Origin of the sequence: Teichococcus aerophilus (genome assembly GCF_014490485.1) — a bacterium.
GTDB lineage: Bacteria > Pseudomonadota > Alphaproteobacteria > Acetobacterales > Acetobacteraceae > Pseudoroseomonas > Pseudoroseomonas aerophila.
The window spans coordinates 38,963-60,859 of sequence record NZ_JACTVA010000023.1 but is presented as its reverse complement, the minus strand read 5'-3'; the positions used below and the strand labels follow the sequence as shown (position 1 = coordinate 60,859).

Genomic DNA, 21,897 nt, shown 5'->3' with positions numbered 1-21,897 from the left:
GGCGTGTTATTGGAACGTTATAATCGGCCGGCCACGCAGAGGGCCTGGGGAGGAAACATATGCAGGGTGAAGTGCGCTTGACCGTCGTGGACGGGATCGCGGAGTTGCTGCTGGACCGTGCTGCAAAGCACAATGCCATGACGCCCGCGATGGCCCGCCAGCTCGCCGCCCATGCGCGCGCGGTGGACGAGGACGACGAGGTCCGCGCCGTACTGCTGCATGGGGCGGGCGAGAAGGCCTTCTGCTCCGGCAGCGACCTGAACGCGCTCGCGGCCTATCCCTCCGCCTGGCATTTCCGTAACCGCATCGAGTATGCGGCGGCGGTCAGGATGATCCGCAAGCCGGTCGTCGTCGCCCTGCAGGGCTGGACGCTGGGCGGCGGGGCGGAGACGGCGCTGGGCGCCGATATCCGCATCGCCGCCACCAATACGCGGATCGGTTTTCCTGAAGTGCAGCGCGGCTGGGTGGGCGGCGGCGGTGCCTCCCAGTTGCTGCCCCGCCTGATTGGCCATGCGGCGGCCACGCGGCTGCTGATGCTGGCCGAGCAGATCGACGCGGCGGAGGCCCTGAAGCTCGGCATGGTGCACGAGGTGGTCAGCGCGGAGGAGTTGCTGCCGCGCGCCCGTGCTGTGGCACAGCGCTTGGCGGGCTTCAGCACCGTGGCGGTGCAATCCGTCAAGGCCGCGCTGCGCGCCGCGATGGAGACGCCGCTGAGTGCCGGCCTGACCTATGAGAATGAGATGAACGTGCTGTGCTTCAGCGCGGGCGACCATCTGGAAGGCATCCGTGCCTTCAACGAGAAGCGGCAGGCGGAGTTCTCCCGGTGAAGGTGTACCTGACCCATACGGAAGAAGCCTTCGCCGGCTATTACGGTGACCGACCGCTGGCCGCCCTGCAACAGGTGGCCGAGGTGGTGCGCAACACCAGCGGCAAGGTACTGCAGGGCCAGGCGCTGGCCGAGGCCGCCGCCGGTTGCCAGGCCATCGTCGCCTTCCGCGCCACGCCCGGCACGGCGGAGACCTTCGCGCATGCGCCGGACCTGGTGGCGTTCCTGCGCGGCGCCGTCGATATCAGCACCATCGATGTCGACGCCGCCTCCGCCCACGGTGTGCTGGTAACGCGGGCGACGCCCGGCTTCACCGACGCGGTGGCCGAGCTGGGGCTGGGCATGATGATCGACCTCGCCCGGGGCATGACCCGCGCGGCGGAAGTGTTCCACGCCGGCACGGTGCCGGAGGCGGCGATGGGCCGCCAGCTGAGCGCCAGCACGCTGGGGCTGATTGGCTATGGCCGCATCGCCCGGCGGCTGGCGGAGATGGCGCGCGGCGTCGGCATGCGCATCGTCGTGCACGACCCCGGCCTGCCGGAAGGCAGCGCATCGCTGGAGGAAGTGCTGGGCGCGGCGGACTTCGTCGTCTGCCTTGCCGCATCGACGCCGGAGACGGACAAGCTGTTAAATGCGGCGCGGTTCGCGCAGATGAAGCGCGGCAGCTTCCTGGTCAATCTTTCCCGTGGGCAGTTGGTGCATGAGGCGGCGCTGGAGGAGGCGCTGGATTCCGGCCACCTGGCCGGCGCGGCGCTGGATGTCGGCATGGCGCCGGACCAGATGCCGCCGCCAAGCCTGGCCAGAAGGCGAGACGTCATCGCTACGCCGCATATTGGCGGCCTGACGCCGACGGCGACGGAGCACCAGGCGATGGACACGGTGCGGCAGATCGCCGCCCTGGCGGCGGGCCAGATGCCCGAGGGGGCGGTGAACGCCGAAGCTGCCCACCGCTTGAAGCGCCTGCTGAAAGCGTGACCGCCTCAAGTTGAAGCAACCGGGGGACGATCACGCGGCCCTGGAGAACTGAGAGGATGTCCGCTGCACGGTTATGCAGCGGACAGGCTTCAAGCCAGGGTGACGGCGCCCATGTCCAGCTGCCAGCCGGCGGCCGTCAGCGGGAAGTCCTTGATCGTCTTGCGGACACCGATCTGGTAGGTCGGCTGGAACAGGATGAAGTGGTTGGCTTGGTCCACCACACGCTTCTGCCACTCGATCCACAGCGAGGCGGCTTCATCCTGGTTCTGGCTTTCCGATGCGCGCTTGACCAGGGCGGTCATGTCCGCCGGCACGTCCCAGCCGACGCGCTTCGCCACGCGCTCGACCACCGCCGAGGCCCAGAGGTCGTTGGAAACGGCGGGCGGGTTCCAGAAGGTCAGCACGCCGCCCTGCATCTTGCCGGTGGTGTAGGTGGTGCGCAGGTTCACCTGGTCCATCGGGTTCAGCCGCACCCGGATGCCGACGCGGCCGAGATCCGCCTGGATCTTCTGCGCCAGCACCTGGTAGGACACGCCGGCCACGGCGGCATTGCCGTAGGCGATCTCCATCTCGAACCCATCAGCCAGGCCGGCGGATTGCAGCAGCTGCCTGGCCTTGTCCAGGTTGGTCTGGAACGCGACTTCCTTGGCGACTTCCGGCGTGCTGCCAGTGACGCCGATCGGCAGGAAGTGCGCCGCGCGGGTGGCGGCGCCGCCCAGCAGGCCGTTCAGGATGCCGTCATAGTCAATGGCATGGCCGATGGCGTGGCGGGCTTCCTTCTTCGCCAGCGCCGGGTTGGCCGCCGGGTTCTCGGTCACCGCCATGTAGACGTGGTCGAGGCTGGGCAGCTTGTCGATGCGCACGCTGGCTTCGGCCTGCAGCGCCGCGATGTGCTCGGGGATCAGGTTGAAGGCGGCATGCACGTCGCCACGGCGGACCGCCAGCAGCTGCGCGGCGCTGTCCGACAGGTGGCGGATCACGACGCGCTCGAACGGCGAGGGCGTGCCCCAGTAATTCGGGTTGCGCTGCAGCATGATCTGCGAATTGCGTTCCCAGCGGACGAGGCGGAACGGGCCGCTGCCGGCGCTGTTGCCGTTGAGCCAGTCGGTCGCCTTATCCTGCTCCCGCGCATCCGGGCCGCCGACGGCGCCGTTCTTGAGCAGGGCGGCTTTCTCCATGATGGCGCAGGCGGGATTGCAGAGGATAGGCAGGATCGGCGCGTTGGGCGCGTTCATGATCAGGTCGACCGTGTGGTCGTCCACCACTTCCGCCCGGTCCACCGACTTGATGTAGACCTGCGTCTGTTCCTTCATGCCGATCAGCCGGTCGAAGCTGAACTTGACGTCCTCCGCCGTCAGCGGCGCGCCACTGGCGAACTTGACGCCCTGGCGCAGGGTGAAGCGCCAACCATTGCCGCCCGGGCGCCGTTCCCACTTCGTCGCCAGCAGCGGGCGGGGATTGATGTAGTCCCCAGGCGCGAAGGTCATCAGCGTGTCGTAGCACGCAGCGAGAGTCATGGGCGGTGTGTATTGCGCCTGGCGCACCGGGTCGAAGGTCACCGTGTCGCTGGTGTCCAGGCCGATCACCAGAGTGTCGCGCCGGCTCTGGGCTTGTGCCGCGATATGGCCCAGGGGTGCGAGCGCGGCGGCGCCACCCGCCAGCAGGCGTGTCAGGTCACGACGGCTTATCGCCATAATGGTCATGTTTGTTTCCTCCACAGGGAGGACGATATCAGCAACATCGGAACGTTCCAATTATTCCGTTGTACGACGACAGAGAAATGCGGTGGCCGGTGCCGCAGCCCTCCCGGCCTCTGCTATTCAGCCGCCCTGGCCAGCCGGCGATGGATCATCATATCGTTCTCGCCCTCTTGCACCGTTTCGTCCCGCTGGTTGCGCAGAGCGAAAGCCAGGGTGACGATGCCACGCTCGGCATGCCGGGTCGGCCGCAGCTGGGTGATGTGGATCTCCGCCTGCAACCGGTCGCCGATGAAGATCGGCCCGGTAAAGCGCCAACGCCAGCCGAGGGAGACGATGGCGGCCAGCCGGGTCTCCGCCCGGTTCTTCAACCCGTCCGCCATGGCCAGCCCGAGCAGGCCGTGGGCGATGCGGCCGGGATAGCCCTGGGCGCGGGCGTATTCGTCATCCACATGGATTTCGTAAAAGTCACCGGACAGGCCGGCAAAGGCGAAGAGATGCGCTTCGGTGACCTGGACGCCGCTGGTCTGCCAGCGCATCCCCACTTCGACGTCCTCGAAGTGCAAGCGTGTATCGGGCATGGTGCTTCCTTGCGGGAGGGGCGTTACAACCGGCCGAGATGCAGGCCGCCATCGATATGCAGGGCGTCGCCGGTGCTGAAGGGCAGGTCGCCCGCTGCCAGCATGGCGATGGCGCGGCCGATATCCTCGGCTTCGCCCCAGCGGCGGATCGGTGAGAGCCCGTCCGCGATGCGGCGTGTATAGGCCTCAGCCACCGGGGCGGTCAGGTCGGTACGGATGACGCCGGGGCGGACCTCGTGCACGGCGATGCCGTGCTCCGCCAGCCGCAGCGCGAAGACCTTCACCAGCATGGAGATGGCGGCTTTGGAGGCGCAGTATTCGCCGCGGTCCGGCGAGGCCAGCACCGCATTGGCGGAGGAGACGAAGACGATGCTGCGCGGCCCCGACGCATCCCCCGCCACCATCCGGCGTGCCACTGCCTGGGTGAGGAAGAAGCTGCCACGGGCATTGACGCCCATGGCGCGGTCCCAGGATTCCGGCGTGACGTCCAGCAGGTCGCCGCGCTTCAGGGCGCCGACGCCGGCATTGTTGACCAGGCAGTCGATGCCGCCTGTCAGGCTCCAGGCATCCTCCACGAACGTCGTGTGGCTGGCCTGGTCGGCGATGTCCAGCTGGCGGAACGCGCATTCGCCACCGGCCGCACGCACTTCGGCCGCCGTCTCCGCCGCGCCATCCTCCGCGATGTCGGCGATCAGGATGTCGAAGCCCCGCCCGGCCAGGGCGACGCAGGCGGCACGGCCGATGCCGCGCCGGCCACCGGTGACCAGCGCCACCGGGCGGTGTCCGGACAAGCCGCTCATGCCAACAGGCTCCGCGCCATGATCATGCGTTGGATCTGGTTGGTGCCCTCGTAGATCTGCGTGATCTTGGCGTCCCGGAACAGCCGCTCCACCCGCACGCCACGGATGTAGCCGGAGCCGCCATGGATCTGTACCGCATCGGCGGTGCGGCTAACGGCGGCGTCCGAAGCGAAGCACTTCGCCATGCTGGCTTCCAACGTGGCGCGGCCGCCGCCATCCAGCATTTGCGCAGCGTGCAGAATCATCAACCGCGCCGCATGCGCATCCTTCGCCATGTCGGCGATCATCCACTGCACCGCCTGGAAGTCGCCGATGGCCTGGCCAAATTGCCGGCGCTGCTTGGCGTAATCGATGCTGTCCTCGAGTGCCGCCTGCAGGATGCCGAGTGCCAGCGCGCCGATGCCGACGCGGCCCTTGTCGAGCACCGACATCATCATGTGGAAGCCGCGCCCCTCCTCGCCCAGCAGCGCGTCGGCCGGCACCTGTACGTTGTCGAAGCGCAGCCCGCCGACCTGCGAGGCGCGCTGGCCCATCTTGTGTTCTTTGCGGTCGCGCGTCACGCCGGGGCTGTTCAGATCCACCAGCAGGATCGACATGCCGCGATGCCCGGCCTCCGGGTCCGTGCGGGCCAGTACGGCGGCGAAATCGGCGACGGGTGCGTTGTGGATCCACAGCTTGGCGCCATCCAGCACCCAGCCATCCGCCGTGCGGCGCGCACGCGTCTTCAGCCCGGCGAGGTCGGAGCCCGCCTCGGCCTCCGTCAGCGCATAGGCGCAGCGCAGCTCGGCCTTCAGCAGCGGGCGCAGATAGCGCTCCTGCTGCGACGGGGTGCCATGGCGGGTCAGCAGCGTGCCCAGCAGCTCCACCAGCCCGACCTGGTCGGCGACGGAGGCGTAGCCGCGCGAAAGTTCCTCCATCACCATCGCATAGGCAAGGACGTCGGCGCCGGCGCCGCCCAGTTCCTCGGGTACGCTGATGCCGAACAAACCGGCCTCGGCCAGCTTCCGGTACAGCTCCGCCGGATATTGCTCCGTCTCATCGAGCTCGACGGCGAGGGGGGCGATCTCGTCATCGGCGAAGCGGCGGGCGGCGTCGCGCAGGGCGACATGCCACTCCGACACGCCAGCCGGCATGTTGGTGTCTGGCACCGGATGTTTCTCCCGATTCTTTACTTCTTCTTGGACAGGCAAGGCACGGCAGACTTACGCGATCCGCATATTCTCCATCCTGGATGCGCCGCAGGATTCACGGATGACGAGCGAGGGCCGCAGGATTTCCCGCTGCGGCGGGCTGTCAGGATTGGTGATGCGTTGCAGCAGCACCCGCGCCGCCGCCTGCCCCAATGCCTTCAAGGAGACGCCGACGCTGGTGAGCCGCGGATACCACACCGCGGCTTCCCGGACGTCGTCGAAGCCCGTCAATGCCACGTCGCGGCCCGGCAGGCGGCCGCCGCGCAACAGGCCCAGCGTGGCGCCGAAGGCGACGGAATCGTTGAAGCAGACCAGCGCGGTCGGGCCACTGAGCGGCAGCGCCTGCGCCAGCGCGGCGGCGACGCCGATCTCGGTGGGGCAGGAGAGATGCTGCGGCGTCAGCCCCGCCTTGGCCATGGCGCGGGAATAGCCTTCAAGCCTGCCGGTGCTGACGGAGTTCTTTGCCGCACCGCCGAGGAAGGCGATTCGCCGATGCCCCAGCCGCAGCAGATGTTCGGTCGCGATCTTCGTGCCCGCACGGTTGTCCGGGCCCGCATGCGCCCCGCGGCGGAAGCCGCGCACCACCGTGGCATGCGGCAGGCCCCAGTGTTCCAGCTCGTCGATGAGGCCCGGGGGCGTGCCGGAGGCCGGCATCATGATGACGCCATCGACCGGCTGTTCCCGGAAGCGTTCCAGCATGCGGCGCTGCCGCGTCGGTGATTCTGCTGTGTTGGCCAGCATCGTCACGTAGCCGGCGGCGTCGAGCGCTTCCTCGATGCCGGCGGTCAGCTCCGCGTAGAAGGGGTTGGTGATCTCGCAGACCAGCAGGCCGATGGTGTGGGACTTGCCGGAGCGCATCATGGCGGCCGAGCGGTCATACACATAGCCAAGCCTGGCGGCGGCCTCGCGCACCACACGGCGGGTTTCCTCGCGAAGCCGCGAATCATCCCGCAGCGCCAACGCGGCCGTGGACAGGGCTACACCTGCCTCGCGCGCGACATCCTTGATTCTAACACGTTGCATCGTTCAGGTCTGGGTTTCCGACGCCGACAATGGAACGTTCTAATAGATGCGTCAAGGGAGGGTTCTGCGTATCGAGCCTGCGCGCTGCATCCAGCGAACGGTGGTAGCGATGGGTTGGAGAGGGCCGTCCTGCGGCGCAGCGCAGGAGCAGACCGACGTTCAGCACGGCCGGGCAAGCGCCATACTCTTCCAAGCCAAGCCGGGTTCATCTCGTCTTTGCGGTAGGCTGCGTGCGCCGGTCCTGGCTTCCGTTCCGCAGGAACTGCGGTGGTCTATCGGCCACCGCACCTGCTTGCAATGCGTCGATTGCATTTATGCAATCGGTTTTCGCTATCTTCCGTGTGCAGTTTGCCTATTTGCTGTGTTCAGACAAGAGCGCCCCACCGGCGCATCACAGGAGACCGAGACCATGACCCAGAACGGCATCCATCATGTGACCGCCATCGCCGGCAGCGCCCGGCGGAACCTCGACTTCTACACCCGCACCCTCGGGCTGCGTCTGGTGAAGAAGACGGTCAATTTCGACGATCCCGGCGCCTACCACCTGTATTACGGCGACGCCGCCGGCAGCCCGGGCACCATCCTCACCTTCTTCCCCTGGGAGAACGCCGCGCCCGGCCGTGCCGGCGCCGGCGAGTTGCAGGAGACGAGCTTCCGCATCCCGCAGGGTGCGATCGGCTACTGGATGCAGCGCTTGACCGCTTATGGCGTGGACCGGGTGCAGCGCTTCGGCGAGACCGTGCTGACCTTCAAGGACCCGGACGGCATGCGCCTGGCCCTGGTCGGCCTGCCCGGCGTCGAGGCCGAGCCCGCCTGGGATAATGGCGAGATCCCCGCCGAGTTCGCCCTGCGCGGCTTTCACGGCGTCAGCCTGATGCTGGACAAGACGGAGGCTACCGGCGCCATCCTCTCGGACATCTTCGGCTTCGCCGAGGCGGCGCGGGAAGACGGTACCATCCGCTACCAGGCGCCCGGCACCAAGGTGGGCGGCATCGTCGACCTGCGGGGTGTCGGTGGCTTCCTGCCGGCGCGGCTGGGGCGCGGTTCGGTGCACCACCTGGCCTTCCGCGCTGCCGATGATGCGGCGGAGGCCGAGATGGTGCGCAAGCTGGCCGCCAACCACGGCATCGAAACCACGGAGCAGAAGGACCGGAACTACTTCCGCTCCGTCTACTTCCGGGAGCCGGGCCACGTGCTGTTCGAAATCGCGACCGATATCCCCGGCTTCGCGGTGGATGAGCCGTCCGAGACGCTGGGCCAGGCGCTGAAGCTGCCGGACTTCCTGGAGCGGCACCGCGACAGCATCAAGGCGACGCTGCCCGAGCTGGCCTGACCTTCCATTCCCGGCCCCGCTGCCCGACGAGGCGGCGGGGCGCGAAGGAGAGATCCCATGACGACGACCGAAGACCTGGCCTTCATCCACCGCTTCGAACCCGCACGGGACGCCGCCCTGCCGCCGCTGCTGCTGCTGCACGGCACCGGTGGGGACGAGAACGACCTGCTGCCGCTGGGCCAGGCTGTGGCGCCGGGCGCCGCGCTGCTCTCGCCCCGCGGCCAAGTGCTGGAGAACGGCATGCCGCGCTTCTTCCGCCGTATGGCGGAGGGCGTGTTCGACGAGGACGATGTGCGCCGCCGGGCCCATGAACTGGCCGACTTCATCACCGCTGCGCGGCAGCAATACCGCCTGCCGGCCCCGGTGGCGCTCGGCTTCTCCAACGGCGCCAATATCGCGGCGGCGCTGCTGCTGCTGCGGCCGGAGGCGCTGGCCGGCGCCGTGCTGCTGCGCGCCATGCCGCCGCTGCGGCAGCCCCCGGAGGTGGCCTTGGGCGGGAAGCCGGTGCTGATGCTCTCCGGCGTAGCGGACCCGATCATCCCGCCTGCCTCCAGCCAATTGCTGGCGGAGCAACTGCGGGCCGGCGGTGCCACGGTGACGCAGAAGGAACTCCCTGCCGGCCATGGCCTGACGCAGATGGATGTGGCGCTGAGCAAGAACTGGCTGGCCGGGTTGGCCTGAACCTCCGCGGCACCGCCCGGGCGGCCACGGCCGCGAGTCCTTGCGGTGCTCTGGGACGAAAAGCGCGCCGGGGGCTATGCCTCCGGCGCGCTTCCTCATTTCCAGGCCGATCGGCCGGCCAGTCAGGCCTGGGGGACGTCCCCAGGCCGCCAGCGGCTACTTCTTCTCGACGTTCCAGAACACCGGCACGGTGGTCGGCCGCAGGCCCTCGATATTGCTGCGATAGGCGGACAGCGTACGGAACTGCGCGGCCGGGATATAGGGCAGTACCTGGAAGGCGCGGGCCTGCACCTGGTCCAGGATGACCTGGCGCTTGGCCGGGTCGCTCTCCTCCCACCAGGCGCGGCGCAGGGCTTCCAGCTGCTCGTCCTTCGGCCAGCCGGCCGGCGCGGCATCGCCCGTGCTGGCCAGGTACTGGTTGGTCAGCGGGTTCTGCCCGTCCAGCACGTTCGCCACGGTGACGAAGAGGTTCCAGCCGCCAGCCTCCGGCGCCTCCCGCCGGTTGCGGCGCTGGGTTACCGTGCCCCAGTCCATCGAGGGCACGTCCATGTTCAGCCCGGCGCGCTGCATGGCATCGGCCATCACCAGGGTGGAGGCGTTGTTCAGCGGGCTGTCCGAGGCGTTGAGGAACACCACCTTGGCGCCGTTATAGCCGGCCTCGCGCAGCAGGGCCCGCGCCTGGTCCAGGTTCGGCGCGCCGAGCCCGGTGGCACCGGCGCGGCTTTCCAGCGGCGTGCCGCAGAAGAAGAAGGCCGGGCAGTTCGCGATCTGCTCGGAAGGCCGCACGCCCATCCCGTCCAGCACGTCCTGCTGGTTGATGATATGCAGCAGCGCCTGCCGTGCGCGCGGGTCATTGAAGGGCGGCTGGGTATGGTTCAGCCGCAGCCAGACCTGGAAGCCGACCGGGTTGTACGCCATCGTCCGCACCTGGCGGTTGCGCTCCAGCGTCGGCACCACATCCGGCGTAGGCTGCTCGATGAAGTCGATCTCACCGTTCTGCAGCGCGGCGGCGGCGGTGGCCGGGTCCGGCATCGCCAGCCATTCCACCGTGCCCACCTTCACCACCTTGCCGCCGGCGAGCCCGTCCGGGGCCTCGGCCCGCGGGCGGTAGGCGGGGTTGCGGCGGTAGATGGCGCGGTCGCCGGCCCGCCAGTCGCTGGTGCTGAAGGTGAAGGGGCCGGAACCGGTCGGGTCGGTGATGGCGACGTTCGCCGGCGTGTTGGCCACGCGCTCCGGCATCACGAACAGCGCGCTGCCGGTGGGGCGTGCCAGCGCCTCCAGCACCAGGGCGAAGGGGCGGGAGAGGGTGAGGGTGAAGGTCTTGTCGTCCACCACGTCCATCGAGGCCGTGGCGGCGGCCAGGGCGCGGCCGACGATATCGCGCTGCGCCCAGCGCTTGATGGAGGCCACCGCATCCGCCGCCCGCACCGGCTGGCCGTCATGGAAGGCCAGGCCGTCGCGCAGCGTGAAGCTGTAGCGCAGGCCGTCCGGGGAGGCGGTGTAGCTGTCCACCATCTGCGGCTTCGCCTTGCCCTCACTGTCGAAGGCGAAGAGCTGGTCGTAGACGAAGAAGCCATGGTTGCGCACGAAGGCGGCCTGGGACAGCACGGGGTCGATGGCCGTCAGGTCGTTGATCAGCACCACGCGCAGGGTCTGGTTGGGGGCCGGCGCCTGGGCGGCGGCGGGGGCGGCCGCCAGGGTGGTGCCGATGGCGGCGCCCAGCGTGGCAGCGGCAGCGAGCCGCGACAGGCCGCGCCGGCCGGGCAGGGAGATACGCCCGGGCAGGGAAATACGCATGGTGAAAGCCCCTCGATTCAACGGTGACACATCCTGTCACAAGCACCGCCGCTTGCAACGGCCATGCCAGACGCCGCCTTGGCCATGGATAATCCGCCCGAAGTGTCGGATACCGGAGGCAAGAGAGACAAACAGAGGACGTCCATGCGGTCACGGACCCAGGTTGCGATCATCGGCGCGGGCCCGGCGGGCCTGCTGCTGTCGCAATTGCTGCATACACAGGGCATCGACTGCGTGGTGCTGGAACGGCAGACCCAGGCGCATGTCGAGGGCCGTATCCGCGCCGGGGTGCTGGAACCCGGCACCGTCGCGCTGCTGGAGCAAGCCGGGGTGGCCGGCCGGCTGCGGCGCGAAGGCCTGCCGCATCACGGCTTCCGCCTGGCGCTGGACGGCGCCTCCTTCCGCGTCGATATGCAGGACCTGACCGGCCGTGCGGTCACCGTCTATGGCCAGACCGAGGTGACGCACGACCTGATCGCTGCGCACCAGGCACGCGGCGCCGCCCTGGTGTTCCAGGCTGCCGACGTCGCCTTGCACGACATCGCCGGCGATACTCCCTTCGTCACCTACAGCCAGGACGGCACTGCGCACCGCGTCGACTGCGACTACATCGTCGGCTGCGACGGCTATCACGGCCCCAGCCGCGCCAGCATCCCACCCGACGTGCTGCGGGTGTTCGAGCGGGTCTATCCCTTCGGCTGGCTCGGCCTGCTGGCGGACGTGCCGCCCTGCGACGAGGAGCTGATCTACTCCAACCACCCGCGCGGCTTCGCCCTGGCCAGCATGCGCTCCCCCACCCGCAGCCGCTACTACGTGCAGGTGCCGCTCAGCGAGAAGCTGGAGGACTGGCCGGATGAGCGCCTGTGGGACGAGCTGGCGCTGCGCCTGGGTCCGGATGCCGCCGCCAACATGGTGCGTGGCCCCTCCATCGAGAAAAGCATCGTCCCCCTGCGCTCATTCGTGGCCGAGCCGATGCGCCATGGCCGGCTGTTCCTGGCCGGGGACGCCGCGCATATAGTGCCGCCGACCGGCGCCAAGGGGTTGAACCTGGCAGCGTCCGATGTCGGCCTGCTGGCCGAGGGCCTCGCCGCCTACTACCGCGAACACAATGCCAGCGGCCTGGAGCAGTACTCTGCCCGCGCGCTCTCCCGCGTCTGGATGGCGGAACGGTTCTCCTGGTGGTTCACCGGACTGACCCACCGCTTCCCGGACATGGACGACTTCGCCCGCCGCATGCAGGTGGCGGAGCTGAACTACATCCGCGCCTCCGACCACGCCCGCCGCGTGCTGGCGGAGAATTACGTGGGGCTGCCTATGGCTTATGCGCTCGGCTGAACTGCGCGGTTTGTTTGGTGAGGTTTGGGGAGCGCTTTGCTGGGCAGGGCAGAGGGAAGGCTGGGGAATGAATTCCCCAGGCCCCTTCTTTTTTCTGCAAGTTTGGCGTTGCGCCTCAGGACTGAGAGCGGACGCTGCTTGATGATATTAAAAATGAGCCGCGAGGGCTTAACCGTCAGTCGCCGGAGGTCCTAGACCTCCTGCGCACCCTGCCGTCTCTCAGGGACCATCCATTCAGCAGCCATGACCAAAACTCGAAAAAAGAAAAGAAGGGGTCCGGGGAATTCCTTCCCCGGCCTTTCTCCGGCCCTCAAAGCGAGGGTTCGCCAATCGATAGCATCAGGCGGTTCGCCCAGTTGAAGAAAGCGGCGCCATGGATGACGTCGGAGATTTCCAGTTCACTGAGGCCGGCTTCGCGCAGGCGGGTGATTTCGGCTTCGCCAAAGACTGTTGGTGTCTTCGTCAGGGCGACGGAGGCGGCGATGATGGCGTCCCAGCGCGGATCGATGGTGACGGTGACGCCTTCATCCAGCAGCCGCTGCACGTCCCCTTCGCGCTTGGAGAATTGCGTGGTGAAGCGGGCATGGACGGAGGCGCAGTAGATGCAGCCGTTGAAGCGGGAGGCCGCGGTCGCGGCTAACTCCCGCTCCGGTCGCGGCAGGCCGTCCTTGGTGTTGTAGAAGATGTCCTTGTCGGTCTTGGTGCGGGCGCCAAGGATGTCGGGGTCGCGGGCCAGCAACATGAAGTAGGGGGATTTGGCGCGCGCCTTGTCCACCAGCCCGTCCCAATGGCGCTCGGTCAGGTCGGTCTCGGCGAGGGGTTCCAGCCAGGGCAGCCAGTCCAGTTGCGCCTGGGTGAAGACCAGCGGCGGGTTCTCGGCGTGCTGGACGACGATTGTGTCGGTCATCGTGGTCTCTCCTGCTTCAAGCGCTGTGGGGCGCGGTCTTCGCCATGATGCGCAGACCGTGGATGACGCGGAGCTGGAAGGTGAGGAAGGCGACGAGCTGGGAGAGGGTGACGATGCCGGTGGCTGACCAGCCGGCCGAAAGCAGCGCCTGCAAGGCGTCGGCGCTGGCATCGCGTGGGTGGATGACCAGCATGTGGGCATGCTCCAGCGCCGCGGCCAGGCGGTTGCCCAGCCTGGCGCGAGAATCGTCCGGGATGCGGTAGGCGGTACCCTCGCTGTCCTCGGCGCTGAGCGGGCCGGCAGGGAAATGGCCGGTCGGGCCTTCGGCTTGCCCCCGCGTGATTTCAGCATCGATGGCGTCGGGGAGGGACGGGTCCCGCGCCACCTTGGCCAGGCCATCCCGATAGAAGGTGGTCTCCGGTGCCTGGGCGTGCAGGCCGGCGACGAAGCAGGCGACGGCGAAGCGCTCCTGCAACGAGGCCTCTGCGGTATCGACTGGCTCGAACAGGGCCAGGTAGCTGGCCTGGGCATTGTCCCGTGCCTGCTGTCGTGCGGCACGGATGGTATCAAGCGCCGAGCCGGGCGTGATGCCGGCCAGCAGGTCGATGACGTCAGGCGTGGAGGCCATCAGGCGGTATCCTGTGGTGGGCGTGGTGAGGGAGAGCTCAGGCGGTCGCGGCGGCGCGGGACCGTGCGGGCACCGGGGGCGCCCAGCCCAGGGCCGGGGCGACGCGGGTGGCCAGCAGCTCGATCGAGCGCAGGATGTAGGGGTGCGGCGGGTCGGCCGAATGCACCTGGAACACCAAATCGGTGGCCCTGGCCAGCGCGGTGTCGGCGGAGAGGCTGGCGATCACCTCGTCCGGCGTGCCGACATGCATGTCGTTGATGGCCATGAGCTCGGCCAGGCTGCCGGTGGGGTAGTGCTGGCCGATGCTGCGCGCGCGGGCGGCGGCGCGTTCCAGGCCGATTTCCGTCAGCCGCAGCGCCTCCTGCCGGTCATCGGCGACGAACAGGCTGCGGGAGCCGAGGATGCGCGGCGTGGCGCCGGAGGGCAACTCGTGCAGATAGGCGTCAATGATGGGGTTCTGCACGTCCCACAGCGTGGCGCCGTCCGGCTTCGGCTGGGTGCGGGAGAGCATTAGCCCATCCCCCGCCTGGCCGGCGCGGATGCCGCCGGCGACGGAAAAGGTGGCCTGCCACAGGCGCTCATGCAGCCGGGGCGCGGTGGGGTAGAGACGGGCGCCGCCTTCCAGCGGATCGCCACGCCAGGCGCGCAGCAACAGGTCCAGCTTCTCGCCATAGATGGCGCCGCGCGCGCTGCTCTCCAGCCCGAAGGCGGTATAGGCGGCGGCGGAGCCACCGGAGCCGAGGCCGATTTCCAGCCGGCCTTCGCTCAGCAGGTCCAACACGGCGGTATCCTCGGCCACCCGTAGCGCGTTCTCCAGGCTCAGGGTGATGATACCAGTGCCGAGGCGGATGCGGCTGGTGCGGGCCGCCAGCGAGGCGAGGTAGACCAGCGGCGCCGGCAGCCCGCCTTCCTCGGAGTCGAAATGGTGCTGGGCGATCCAGGCGGCATCGAAGCCCAGCCGTTCGGCATGCAGGATCTGCTCGGTCAGCAGGCGATAGCGCTCGGCCGGACCGGTCTGGTCCAGGACGCGGGAGAAAAAGCCCAGGCGCTTCGTGGTCATGCTCATGCTCGCAATGCCTCGGGGGAAGGACGTCGCAGGCAGGATACAGGCTGGGACCGGAAATCGCACGCCGGGGATCGCGGACCCTGCCCGACGCTGGAAGCACGGCGGGGCCGGGCAGGGATAGGCCACCGGAGGCCAAGACCTCCGGCGGCGCGGGCTGGATCGGCGCGGTGGCTACAGACCCTCGCAGCCCAGGCGGCGCAGAGCCGCATCGACCCAGCTGGTATCGTTCGTGCCGGCCTCGATATCGGCGATCATCTTCACCTCCGCCGCGTGCTTGGCGGCGGCGGCGGCGTGGATCGCTTCCATCTCGTCGAACGGCACGCAGAGCAGGCCGTCATCATCGCCCAGGATGAGGTCGCCGGGCGCGATGACCATGCCGTCGATGGCGATTGGCACATTGATCTCGCCGGGGCCGTCCTTGTAGGGGCCGCGATGCGTGACGCCGGCGGCATAGACCGGGAAGTCCTGCTCCCGTAGCGTGGCGCAGTCCCGGATGGCGCCGTTCAGCACAATGCCGCCGACGCGGCGCTTGACCATCTGCGCCACCATCAGCTCGCCGATCAGGGCGTTGGTCAGGTCGCCGCCGCCATCGACGACGATGACATCGCCGGGCCCGGCGAGGGACAGCGCTTTATGGATCATCAGGTTGTCGCCAGGGCGCGTCTTGACCGTCAGGGCCGGGCCGACCATGCCGCCGCCACGGTGCATCGGCCGCAGCCGCGGGCCGGCGGCGGTGATGCGGGCCATGACGTCGCTGACATTGGCCACGGGCAGCGGGCGGAACCGCTCCACCCACTCGGCGCTGGCGGCGCGCTGGCGCGGCAAGATCCTGAAGCCTGTACCCATTCGTTCCTCCTGCTCGGCAGCGGCCGATCCTGGCCGCGAGGCGGCAGGATTGCGCGGAGCGGGAGGGAACGCAACGGCATTTCAAAATGGCTGACCGCCCTGGACCGATGCGCCTGGGCAGGGCCTGGGGCCGGGCGCCCGTCGGCCAGGCGGGACGCTGCCCGTTGGCTTCAGCTTCCCGCGGCCCGCCCGCGCTTCTCCCGCGCCGCCAGCAGACGCCGCGCCAGCCGCGGGTCTTCCGGCAGCTCGGGCGGCGGCGCGTAGCGGCCGATGGCCGCCGCCAGCTCCTCGAAGCTGCGGTTGGTGCCGCCCGCGTTCAGGGTCACGTCACCCATGCCGAGCCACTTGTTCGCCGGCGCCAGAAGGCGGTGGATCGTGGTGGACCGATACTCCGATGGCTGGTGCAGCCACAGGGTCACGAACGCAATGCCCATATGCCGCTTCGCCTGCCAGCGCTGCACGGCATCCCAGCCGATCCGCTTGCGGGACCATCGGCGCCACAGTAGCCCTTCGCCATCGACTTCGATAATCGGCTTACGGAAGAAGACGAGGCGGACATTGATCGCCAGCCAGGTCAGCAACGGCGCCAGGATAACCAGCCCGATCAACCGCGCCGCCAGCGGCGCCCCCGGTAGCAGCGGCAGGGACACCGCGCCGATGACGACGAGTGGCAGCACTCCCGCCGTCACCACCAACAGCTGCAACCGGGACGAATAGGCGGTGAATGTCGCGTCCGCTGCGCGCCCGGCATTCATGCATTGATCCTCATGCTGACGGCGACGCCCAGCGCGCAGGCAGCGAGGGAGAGCAGGCATAACAGGAACACCGAGCAGACCTTCAGCCGGAACTCCGCCATCGGCGACAGCCCGAGCCACACGAATGCCCGCGTCAGCGCCCGCCGGAACACCATGTCCAGAACGATGATCGCGACGACGACGCCGGCGGCTGCCATTTCGAAATCCGCCCCGCTCTGGGCTGCCTGGGTGGACAGCAGCGCCGCCCCCATCCCGCCGAAGATCAGTGCCACCAGCCCGTAACCGACCAGGATCTGCCGCCAGCCGATCGCGTCCCGCTCGATGTCCATCCTGTGCTCTCCATCGATACGATCGTTGAAGCGCTCAATCATGGCAGCAATGGGACTGCTGGCGGATCAGTCATCACAAGCATCCGTCATTGGCGATCACACGGTCGGGATCATCGGGACATGACCGGGCGATGAACCGAGGCGCCGGCACGAACCTTCGATACTTGCCAACGCGGTACCCGGGCGCTCGCTAAGCCCGGCGCCGGTGAATAAGCAGCGGCGAAGTTGGTCTGTGCTCTGGCGCGAGCGGAATCTGGGCCGGCTTTGCCGTGAGAACTGGCCTGTACCCGCGCACCGGCCGCCCATAGGCGTGCAGCCCAGGCCTAGTCTGGACCCAACGGACACTTGACAGGGCTGGTCCCAACCATCCAGGTTAAAAACGCAACGTCATTCTGAAATGACCAGTCAGACGCCCCGGCAGAGGGCGCTGCAGGAGGAACCAGCCCACCATGCAACGTCGCCACTTTCTGGGTGGGGTCTCCGCCGCCGCCCTCGCGCCCCTCGCCATGCCGAGCCTCGCCCGTGCGCAGACGGAGAGCGTCCTCCGCTTCGTGCCCTTCGTCGATCTCTCGCTGCTCGACCCGGTGGCGACCACGGCGACGCCGACGCGCAACCACGCCTTCATGGTGTTCGATACGCTTTATGGCCTGGACGCCAATTTCCAGCCACAGCCACAGATGGTGCAGGGCCACGTCATCGAGAATGATGGAAGGCTGTGGCGGCTGACATTGCGGGACGGCCTGCGCTTCCACGATGGCAGCGCCGTCACCGCCAGGGATTGCGTCGCCAGCATCCGCCGTTGGGCTTCCCGCGATTCCTTCGGCCAGGCGCTGATGGTGGCGACGGATGAGCTGGACGCGCCGGACGACAAGACCATCCGCTTCCGCCTGAACCGCAGCTTCCCGCTATTGCCGGCGGCGCTGGCCAAGGCCTCGCCCAGCATGTGCGCCATCATGCCGGAGCGGCTGGCCAAGACGGAATCTACCAGGCAGGTGACGGAGATGGTGGGCAGCGGCCCGTTCCGCTGGCTGCCGGACCAGCACATGGCCGGCGCCCGCGCCGCCTATGCGCGCTTCGACGGTTACGTGCCGCGCGGCGACGGCACGCCGGGCGGCACCGCCGGCCCGAAGGTGGCGCATTTCGAGCGGGTGGAATGGACCACCATGCCGGACGTCTCCGCCGCCGCCAACGCGCTGCAGGTGGGCGAGGTGGATTGGTGGGAAACCCCGTCGCCGGACCTCGTTCAGATGCTGCGGCGGCACCGCCAGCTGCGCGTCGAGGTGAAGGACCGCCAGGGGCTGACGCCGATCCTGCGCTTCAACTGCATCCAGCCGCCATTCGACAACGTGGCGCTACGCCGCGCCGTGCTGCGCGCGGTGGACCAGGCGGAATTCATGCAGTCCTACAGCTCCGACCCCGATACCTGGCACGTCAAGCTCGGCATGTTCTGCCCGGGTACGCCGATGGCCAACGATGTCGGCTTCGACGAACTGTTCGGCAAGACGGATATCGAGCGCGCCAAGCAGGAGATCGCGGCCTCCGGCTACAAGGGCGAGAAGGTGGCATTCATGCTGCCGATGGATCACCCGGTCAGCGCACCGCTGGGCCAGCTGGGCATGGACCTGTTCCGCCGCATCGGCCTGAACGTCGATATCCAGGCGATGGATACCGGCACGCTGTTCCAGCGCCGCAACTCGCGTGAGCCGGTGGAGAAGGGCGGCTGGAGCGTCTTCCCCTCCATGGTCTCCGGCCTGAACATCCTGGACCCGGCGGTCACCAGCGTGGCGCGCGCCAATGGGCTGCAGGGCTGGTACGGCTGGCCGACCAGCACGGAGGCCGAGCGGCTGCGCGATGCGTGGATGGAGGAGCAGGACCCGGCCGCGCAGAAGAAGCTGGCCGAGCAGATGCAGGCCCAGGCCTGGCGGGATGCGACCTTCATCCCCACCGGGCAGATCTTCCAGCCCATGGCCTGGCGCCGCACCATCGACGGCGTGCTCGATGGCTTCGTGAAATTCTGGAACGTGCGGAGAGTATGATGACGGCGCAGCAGATCAGCATCGGGTTCATCGGCTATGGCGAGATCGGCAGCACGCTGGGCGCGGGCCTGCGGGACCGCGGGGTTGAGCAGGTTCTCAGCTATGACACCGGCGCCTTCGACGGGCCCTATGCTAGCCTGATCCAGAGCCGCGCCAAGGCGGCCGGCGTGACGCTGGTGCGCAGCCCGGCCGAGTTGGCGGAACGGGCGCAGGTCATCATCGGCGTCACGCCCGGCTCCGCCTCGGTGGCCAGCGCGCAGGCCTTCGCGCCGCATCTCTCCGCGCGGCACCTGTTCATCGACATCGCTTCCGCCACGCCGAAGGTGAAGCAGGCGATGGCGGCGGCTTTGGCCGGCAGCGGCGCCATCCTGGCCGATGGTTCCATCGTCGGCACGCCGAAAGATGGGCTAGCGCTGCCGATCCTGGCCAGCGGCCCGGCGGCGGAAGCGGTGCGCGATGCGCTGGTGCCTTGGGGCATGAAGATCGACGCGGTGGGCGAGAAGCTTGGCACCGCCTCGGCCATCAAGATCCTGCGCTCGGTGTTGATCAAGGGGATCGAGGCGCTGACGGGCGAGATGCTGCTGGGCGCGCGCCGCTACGGGCTGGAGGACGTCGTCCTGGCCTCCGCCGCCAAGACGCTGTCGCGCCCGTTCGAGGATTTCGCGGCGGGCTTGCTGACCACCGGCGTCATTCATGCCCGCCGCCGGTCCGAGGAAGCCGGCATGGCAGCCGAGGCGCTGGCCGATGTCGGCATCGAGCCGATCATGAGCCGCTCCACCGCGGCGCGGTTGCAATGGGTCGAGGCGCTGGGGCTGAAGGAGCATTTCGGCGGCAAGGTGCCGGCGACGCTGGAGGAGGCACTGGTGGCGATCGAGGCACGGATGGAGCCGGCCGAAGTCGCGTGAAGCTGGAATACCTGCGCTAAAATCTGCAGAACGCCGAATCACGCTTCCTGGCGAAAGCCGGGGAGCGTGATCGCGTAAACCGGAAGAAAATGCGCGCCGGCCTCAACGTGGCTTGCGTGGCGCGGCGGTGGGCGGCGGTGTCGGAATCTCCGGCATGCGGCCGCCCAGGCTGCGGGTGAGGGCGGTGGCCGCATCCCGCAGCAGCGGCGCGATGTTGCGGCCGGTCTCTTCCGTCAGCCGCGCCAGCGGGCCCGCCAGGGTCAGCGCGCCGGCGAATTGCGCGTCCGGCCCGAAGACCGGCGAGGCCATGCCGGCGACATGCGGATCGCTGACCCCGCCGGTATAGAGCGGGAAGTCCAGCATCGCGGCCTCCGCCGGCAGCGGCACCGTGGTGAACAGTCTCAGCACCTGCGCGATGGCAGAACTGTCCATCGGCAGCAGGTCGCCCTGGCGGACATGCAGGCGCAACCGGTGCGGCGAATCGGCGCGGAACAGGCACAGGCGCTGCTCGTCCCGCCGGATGTAGAAGGACGCGCTTTCGCCTGTCTTTTCCACCAGCTTTTCCAGCACCGGCATTACATGCGCCTCCAGCCGGAAGGATTGCTGGTAGATCATGCCGAGGCGCAGCAGCTCCGCCTCCAGCCGGTATTCGCCATCACCGGTGCGGGAGAGATAGCCGAAGGCTTCCAGTGACACCGCCAGGCGCATGATGGTGCTTTTCACCAACCCGGTGCGGGCGGAGAGCTCCGCCAGGGTCAGCGTGGCATCGCCCTTGCGGAAGGCACTGAGCAGGGCCAGCGTCCGCTCGGCGGAGGCGACGCCTTCCAGCGCGGGGACGGCCCTTGGCTTGCGTGTCATGCCACAGGTCTATCGCCTGGATGGCAGCGCCATCAAGGGCCGTTGGCGAATTCAGCCGAGCACGGCGATGCCCAGTCCGGCCGTGGCGCCAAACACGACGATCCAGAGTGGCGAGACGCGCCAGACCGTCAACAGCAGGAAGCCCGCGGCAACCAGCAGGAAATCCAGCGGCCGCAGCACGGCGCTGGTCCAGACCGGCGCGTAGAGCGCGGCGCCCAGCAGCCCGACCACGGCGGCATTGATGCCGCGCATGCCGGCCTGCGCCGCGGGGCGGGCGCGCAGCGCGGCCCAGAAGGGCAGCACGCCCAGCAACAGCAGCAACCCCGGCAGGAACACCGCCACCAGCGCCAGGGCGGCGGCCGGTACCCCCGCGCCTGCCGGCTGGATGCTGGCGCCAAGGAAAGCGGCGAAGGTGAAGAGCGGCCCCGGCATGGCCTGTGCCGCGCCATAGCCGGCCAGGAAAATATCGTCCGAGAGCCAGCCGGGTGCCACCACGCCATCCCGCAGCAGCGGCAGCACCACATGGCCGCCGCCGAAGACCAGCGCGCCGGCGCGGTAGAAGGCATCGAACATCGCCAGCGCGCCGGCCTCCCCGGCCAGCAGCGGCGGCAGCACCAGCAGGAGGCCGAACAGCGCCAGGCACAACAGCCCCGCCTTGCGGGAGAACGGCACCGCCAGCCACTCGGCCGGGGCGGCGGGCGCGCTGTCCCGGCACAGCCACCAGCCGGCCACGGCGCCAAGGACGATGGCCGCCACCTGCCCGGCCGAGACGGGGAGCAGCGTGACCACCGCCAGCGAGGCCAGTGCGATGCCCGCCCGCACCCGGTCCGGGCACAGCGCCCGGGCCATGCCCCAGACCGCTTGGGCGACGATGGCCACCGCCACCAACTTCAACCCGTGCAGCAGGCCAGCCCCCAGCGGTGAGGCGGCGAGGTCCGCCGCCCCACGGGCGAAGAGCAGCATCGCCAGGGCCGAAGGCAGGGTGAAGCCGGCCCAGGCCGCCACCGCGCCCAGCTTGCCACCCCGCAACAGACCGAGCGCGAAGCCCGCCTTGCTGGAGGCCGGTCCAGGTAGGAACTGGCACAGGCCGACCAGCTCGGCGAAGGCTTGCTCGCTCAGCCAGCGGCGCCGTTCGACGAACTCGGCCCGGAAATAGCCGAGATGCGCGACGGGTCCGCCAAAGGAGGTCAGGCCCAGCTTCAGGAAGGCCAAAAAGACTTCCCAGGGCGAGCCTGCCGGGCGGCGGGGCGGGGCGGAATCGGGGTGCTGCATCGGCATGGCTCTACCACAGGCGCCGCCAACGCGATCCCACCGCGACGATGACATCTC

Annotated in this window: 21 protein-coding genes; 7 read left to right on the top strand and 14 right to left on the bottom strand. The window is 68.8% G+C overall.

The features are described 5' to 3' along the window. Nucleotides 1–71 precede the first annotated feature (71 nt). The gene (locus IBL26_RS13745) at nucleotides 72–827 is read left to right on the top strand and encodes an enoyl-CoA hydratase/isomerase family protein (protein WP_367615433.1); all 756 of its coding nucleotides are present in this window, start codon (nucleotides 72–74) and stop codon (nucleotides 825–827) included. Then, complete coding sequence (locus IBL26_RS13740; protein ID WP_187785064.1) at nucleotides 824–1,801, top strand: NAD(P)-dependent oxidoreductase; 978 nt, start codon at nucleotides 824–826, stop codon at nucleotides 1,799–1,801. Before IBL26_RS13745 ends, IBL26_RS13740 begins: the two co-directional genes overlap by 4 nt. Nucleotides 1,802–1,890: 89 nt before the next feature. Here the strand turns inward: IBL26_RS13740 and IBL26_RS13735 are convergent, their stop codons facing one another. From IBL26_RS13735 to IBL26_RS13715, 5 genes are all read right to left on the bottom strand, one after another. Next, nucleotides 1,891–3,504, bottom strand: coding sequence for an ABC transporter substrate-binding protein (locus IBL26_RS13735; protein WP_187785063.1), 1,614 nt, complete (start codon nucleotides 3,502–3,504; stop codon nucleotides 1,891–1,893). A 113-nt stretch (nucleotides 3,505–3,617) separates the two neighbouring features. Further along, nucleotides 3,618–4,079, bottom strand: a complete 462-nt coding sequence (locus IBL26_RS13730) for a MaoC family dehydratase (protein ID WP_187785062.1) — start codon at nucleotides 4,077–4,079, stop codon at nucleotides 3,618–3,620. 23 nt (nucleotides 4,080–4,102) lie between these two features. Then, complete coding sequence (locus IBL26_RS13725; RefSeq protein WP_187785061.1) at nucleotides 4,103–4,879, bottom strand: 3-ketoacyl-ACP reductase; 777 nt, start codon at nucleotides 4,877–4,879, stop codon at nucleotides 4,103–4,105. Continuing rightward, nucleotides 4,876–6,012: an acyl-CoA dehydrogenase family protein gene (locus tag IBL26_RS13720; RefSeq protein WP_187785087.1), complete on the bottom strand. Its 1,137-nt coding sequence runs from the start codon at nucleotides 6,010–6,012 to the stop codon at nucleotides 4,876–4,878. The genes IBL26_RS13725 and IBL26_RS13720 overlap by 4 nt, the downstream gene beginning before the upstream one ends. A gap of 69 nt (nucleotides 6,013–6,081) precedes the next feature. Next, entirely contained in the window at nucleotides 6,082–7,092 is a 1,011-nt protein-coding gene (locus IBL26_RS13715) for a LacI family DNA-binding transcriptional regulator (RefSeq protein ID WP_187785060.1), read from the bottom strand. Nucleotides 7,093–7,501: 409 nt separating this feature from the next. Here IBL26_RS13715 and IBL26_RS13710 point away from each other — a divergent pair, with 409 nt between their 5' ends. Both IBL26_RS13710 and IBL26_RS13705 read left to right on the top strand, forming a co-directional pair. Further along, nucleotides 7,502–8,425, top strand: a complete 924-nt coding sequence (locus IBL26_RS13710; RefSeq protein WP_187785059.1) for a ring-cleaving dioxygenase — start codon at nucleotides 7,502–7,504, stop codon at nucleotides 8,423–8,425. A gap of 57 nt (nucleotides 8,426–8,482) precedes the next feature. Next, nucleotides 8,483–9,106, top strand: a complete 624-nt coding sequence (locus tag IBL26_RS13705) for an alpha/beta hydrolase (RefSeq protein ID WP_187785058.1) — start codon at nucleotides 8,483–8,485, stop codon at nucleotides 9,104–9,106. A gap of 156 nt (nucleotides 9,107–9,262) precedes the next feature. Here the strand turns inward: IBL26_RS13705 and IBL26_RS13700 are convergent, their stop codons facing one another. After that, a complete protein-coding gene (locus IBL26_RS13700; protein ID WP_187785057.1) occupies nucleotides 9,263–10,903 on the bottom strand; it encodes an ABC transporter substrate-binding protein in 1,641 nt (546 codons plus the stop codon). Nucleotides 10,904–11,047: 144 nt separating this feature from the next. Between IBL26_RS13700 and pobA the strand changes: the two genes are divergently transcribed. Beyond that, nucleotides 11,048–12,238, top strand: coding sequence for a 4-hydroxybenzoate 3-monooxygenase (gene pobA / locus IBL26_RS13695; protein ID WP_187785056.1), 1,191 nt, complete (start codon nucleotides 11,048–11,050; stop codon nucleotides 12,236–12,238). 310 nt (nucleotides 12,239–12,548) lie between these two features. Here pobA and IBL26_RS13690 read toward each other — a convergent pair whose 3' ends face one another. The 6 genes from IBL26_RS13690 to IBL26_RS13665 form a co-directional block, all read right to left on the bottom strand. After that, on the bottom strand, nucleotides 12,549–13,145 hold the full coding sequence (locus IBL26_RS13690) for an alkylhydroperoxidase domain protein (protein WP_187785055.1): 597 nt from the start codon (nucleotides 13,143–13,145) through the stop codon (nucleotides 12,549–12,551). Between the two features lie 16 nt (nucleotides 13,146–13,161). Beyond that, a complete protein-coding gene (locus IBL26_RS13685) occupies nucleotides 13,162–13,773 on the bottom strand; it encodes a CMD domain protein (RefSeq protein WP_187785054.1) in 612 nt (203 codons plus the stop codon). Nucleotides 13,774–13,810: 37 nt separating this feature from the next. Next, nucleotides 13,811–14,839, bottom strand: coding sequence for a putative FMN-dependent luciferase-like monooxygenase (locus IBL26_RS13680; RefSeq protein ID WP_241749361.1), 1,029 nt, complete (start codon nucleotides 14,837–14,839; stop codon nucleotides 13,811–13,813). A gap of 171 nt (nucleotides 14,840–15,010) precedes the next feature. Beyond that, nucleotides 15,011–15,685: an RraA family protein gene (locus IBL26_RS13675; RefSeq protein ID WP_187785053.1), complete on the bottom strand. Its 675-nt coding sequence runs from the start codon at nucleotides 15,683–15,685 to the stop codon at nucleotides 15,011–15,013. Nucleotides 15,686–15,855: 170 nt separating this feature from the next. Then, entirely contained in the window at nucleotides 15,856–16,440 is a 585-nt protein-coding gene (locus IBL26_RS13670) for a hypothetical protein (protein ID WP_187785052.1), read from the bottom strand. Next, nucleotides 16,437–16,769, bottom strand: a complete 333-nt coding sequence (locus tag IBL26_RS13665) for a hypothetical protein (RefSeq protein WP_187785051.1) — start codon at nucleotides 16,767–16,769, stop codon at nucleotides 16,437–16,439. Before IBL26_RS13665 ends, IBL26_RS13670 begins: the two co-directional genes overlap by 4 nt. 449 nt (nucleotides 16,770–17,218) lie before the next feature. On the opposite strand from IBL26_RS13665, the gene IBL26_RS13660 reads away from it, so the two are divergent. Together IBL26_RS13660 and IBL26_RS13655 are read left to right on the top strand one after the other, a co-directional pair. Beyond that, a complete protein-coding gene (locus IBL26_RS13660) occupies nucleotides 17,219–18,805 on the top strand; it encodes an ABC transporter substrate-binding protein (RefSeq protein ID WP_187785050.1) in 1,587 nt (528 codons plus the stop codon). Then, nucleotides 18,805–19,710 (top strand): NAD(P)-dependent oxidoreductase, encoded by a 906-nt coding sequence (locus IBL26_RS13655; protein ID WP_206684223.1) that lies wholly within the window; start codon nucleotides 18,805–18,807, stop codon nucleotides 19,708–19,710. The genes IBL26_RS13660 and IBL26_RS13655 overlap by 1 nt, the downstream gene beginning before the upstream one ends. 102 nt (nucleotides 19,711–19,812) lie before the next feature. Here the strand turns inward: IBL26_RS13655 and IBL26_RS13650 are convergent, their stop codons facing one another. Both IBL26_RS13650 and chrA read right to left on the bottom strand, forming a co-directional pair. Next, complete coding sequence (locus IBL26_RS13650) at nucleotides 19,813–20,568, bottom strand: IclR family transcriptional regulator (protein ID WP_187785048.1); 756 nt, start codon at nucleotides 20,566–20,568, stop codon at nucleotides 19,813–19,815. A 51-nt stretch (nucleotides 20,569–20,619) separates the two neighbouring features. After that, complete coding sequence (gene chrA, locus IBL26_RS13645) at nucleotides 20,620–21,840, bottom strand: chromate efflux transporter (RefSeq protein ID WP_187785047.1); 1,221 nt, start codon at nucleotides 21,838–21,840, stop codon at nucleotides 20,620–20,622. Between the last annotated feature and the right edge of the window lie 57 nt (nucleotides 21,841–21,897).

Excerpts from the sequence above, each read along its gene's own strand:
- IBL26_RS13735 (WP_187785063.1), bottom strand. The coding sequence starts at position 3,504 with ATGACCATTATGGCGATAAGCCGTCGTGACCTGACACGCCTGCTGGCG.
- IBL26_RS13730 (WP_187785062.1), bottom strand. The coding sequence starts at position 4,079 with ATGCCCGATACACGCTTGCACTTCGAGGACGTCGAAGTGGGGATGCGC.
- IBL26_RS13725 (WP_187785061.1), bottom strand. The coding sequence starts at position 4,879 with ATGAGCGGCTTGTCCGGACACCGCCCGGTGGCGCTGGTCACCGGTGGC.
- IBL26_RS13720 (WP_187785087.1), bottom strand. The coding sequence starts at position 6,012 with ATGCCGGCTGGCGTGTCGGAGTGGCATGTCGCCCTGCGCGACGCCGCC.
- IBL26_RS13715 (WP_187785060.1), bottom strand. The coding sequence starts at position 7,092 with ATGCAACGTGTTAGAATCAAGGATGTCGCGCGCGAGGCAGGTGTAGCC.
- IBL26_RS13710 (WP_187785059.1), top strand. The coding sequence starts at position 7,502 with ATGACCCAGAACGGCATCCATCATGTGACCGCCATCGCCGGCAGCGCC.
- IBL26_RS13705 (WP_187785058.1), top strand. The coding sequence starts at position 8,483 with ATGACGACGACCGAAGACCTGGCCTTCATCCACCGCTTCGAACCCGCA.
- IBL26_RS13700 (WP_187785057.1), bottom strand. The coding sequence starts at position 10,903 with ATGCGTATTTCCCTGCCCGGGCGTATCTCCCTGCCCGGCCGGCGCGGC.
- pobA (WP_187785056.1), top strand. The coding sequence starts at position 11,048 with ATGCGGTCACGGACCCAGGTTGCGATCATCGGCGCGGGCCCGGCGGGC.
- IBL26_RS13690 (WP_187785055.1), bottom strand. The coding sequence starts at position 13,145 with ATGACCGACACAATCGTCGTCCAGCACGCCGAGAACCCGCCGCTGGTC.
- IBL26_RS13685 (WP_187785054.1), bottom strand. The coding sequence starts at position 13,773 with ATGGCCTCCACGCCTGACGTCATCGACCTGCTGGCCGGCATCACGCCC.
- IBL26_RS13680 (WP_241749361.1), bottom strand. The coding sequence starts at position 14,839 with ATGAGCATGACCACGAAGCGCCTGGGCTTTTTCTCCCGCGTCCTGGAC.
- IBL26_RS13675 (WP_187785053.1), bottom strand. The coding sequence starts at position 15,685 with ATGGGTACAGGCTTCAGGATCTTGCCGCGCCAGCGCGCCGCCAGCGCC.
- IBL26_RS13670 (WP_187785052.1), bottom strand. The coding sequence starts at position 16,440 with ATGAATGCCGGGCGCGCAGCGGACGCGACATTCACCGCCTATTCGTCC.
- IBL26_RS13665 (WP_187785051.1), bottom strand. The coding sequence starts at position 16,769 with ATGGACATCGAGCGGGACGCGATCGGCTGGCGGCAGATCCTGGTCGGT.
- IBL26_RS13660 (WP_187785050.1), top strand. The coding sequence starts at position 17,219 with ATGCAACGTCGCCACTTTCTGGGTGGGGTCTCCGCCGCCGCCCTCGCG.
- IBL26_RS13655 (WP_206684223.1), top strand. The coding sequence starts at position 18,805 with ATGACGGCGCAGCAGATCAGCATCGGGTTCATCGGCTATGGCGAGATC.
- IBL26_RS13650 (WP_187785048.1), bottom strand. The coding sequence starts at position 20,568 with ATGACACGCAAGCCAAGGGCCGTCCCCGCGCTGGAAGGCGTCGCCTCC.
- chrA (WP_187785047.1), bottom strand. The coding sequence starts at position 21,840 with ATGCAGCACCCCGATTCCGCCCCGCCCCGCCGCCCGGCAGGCTCGCCC.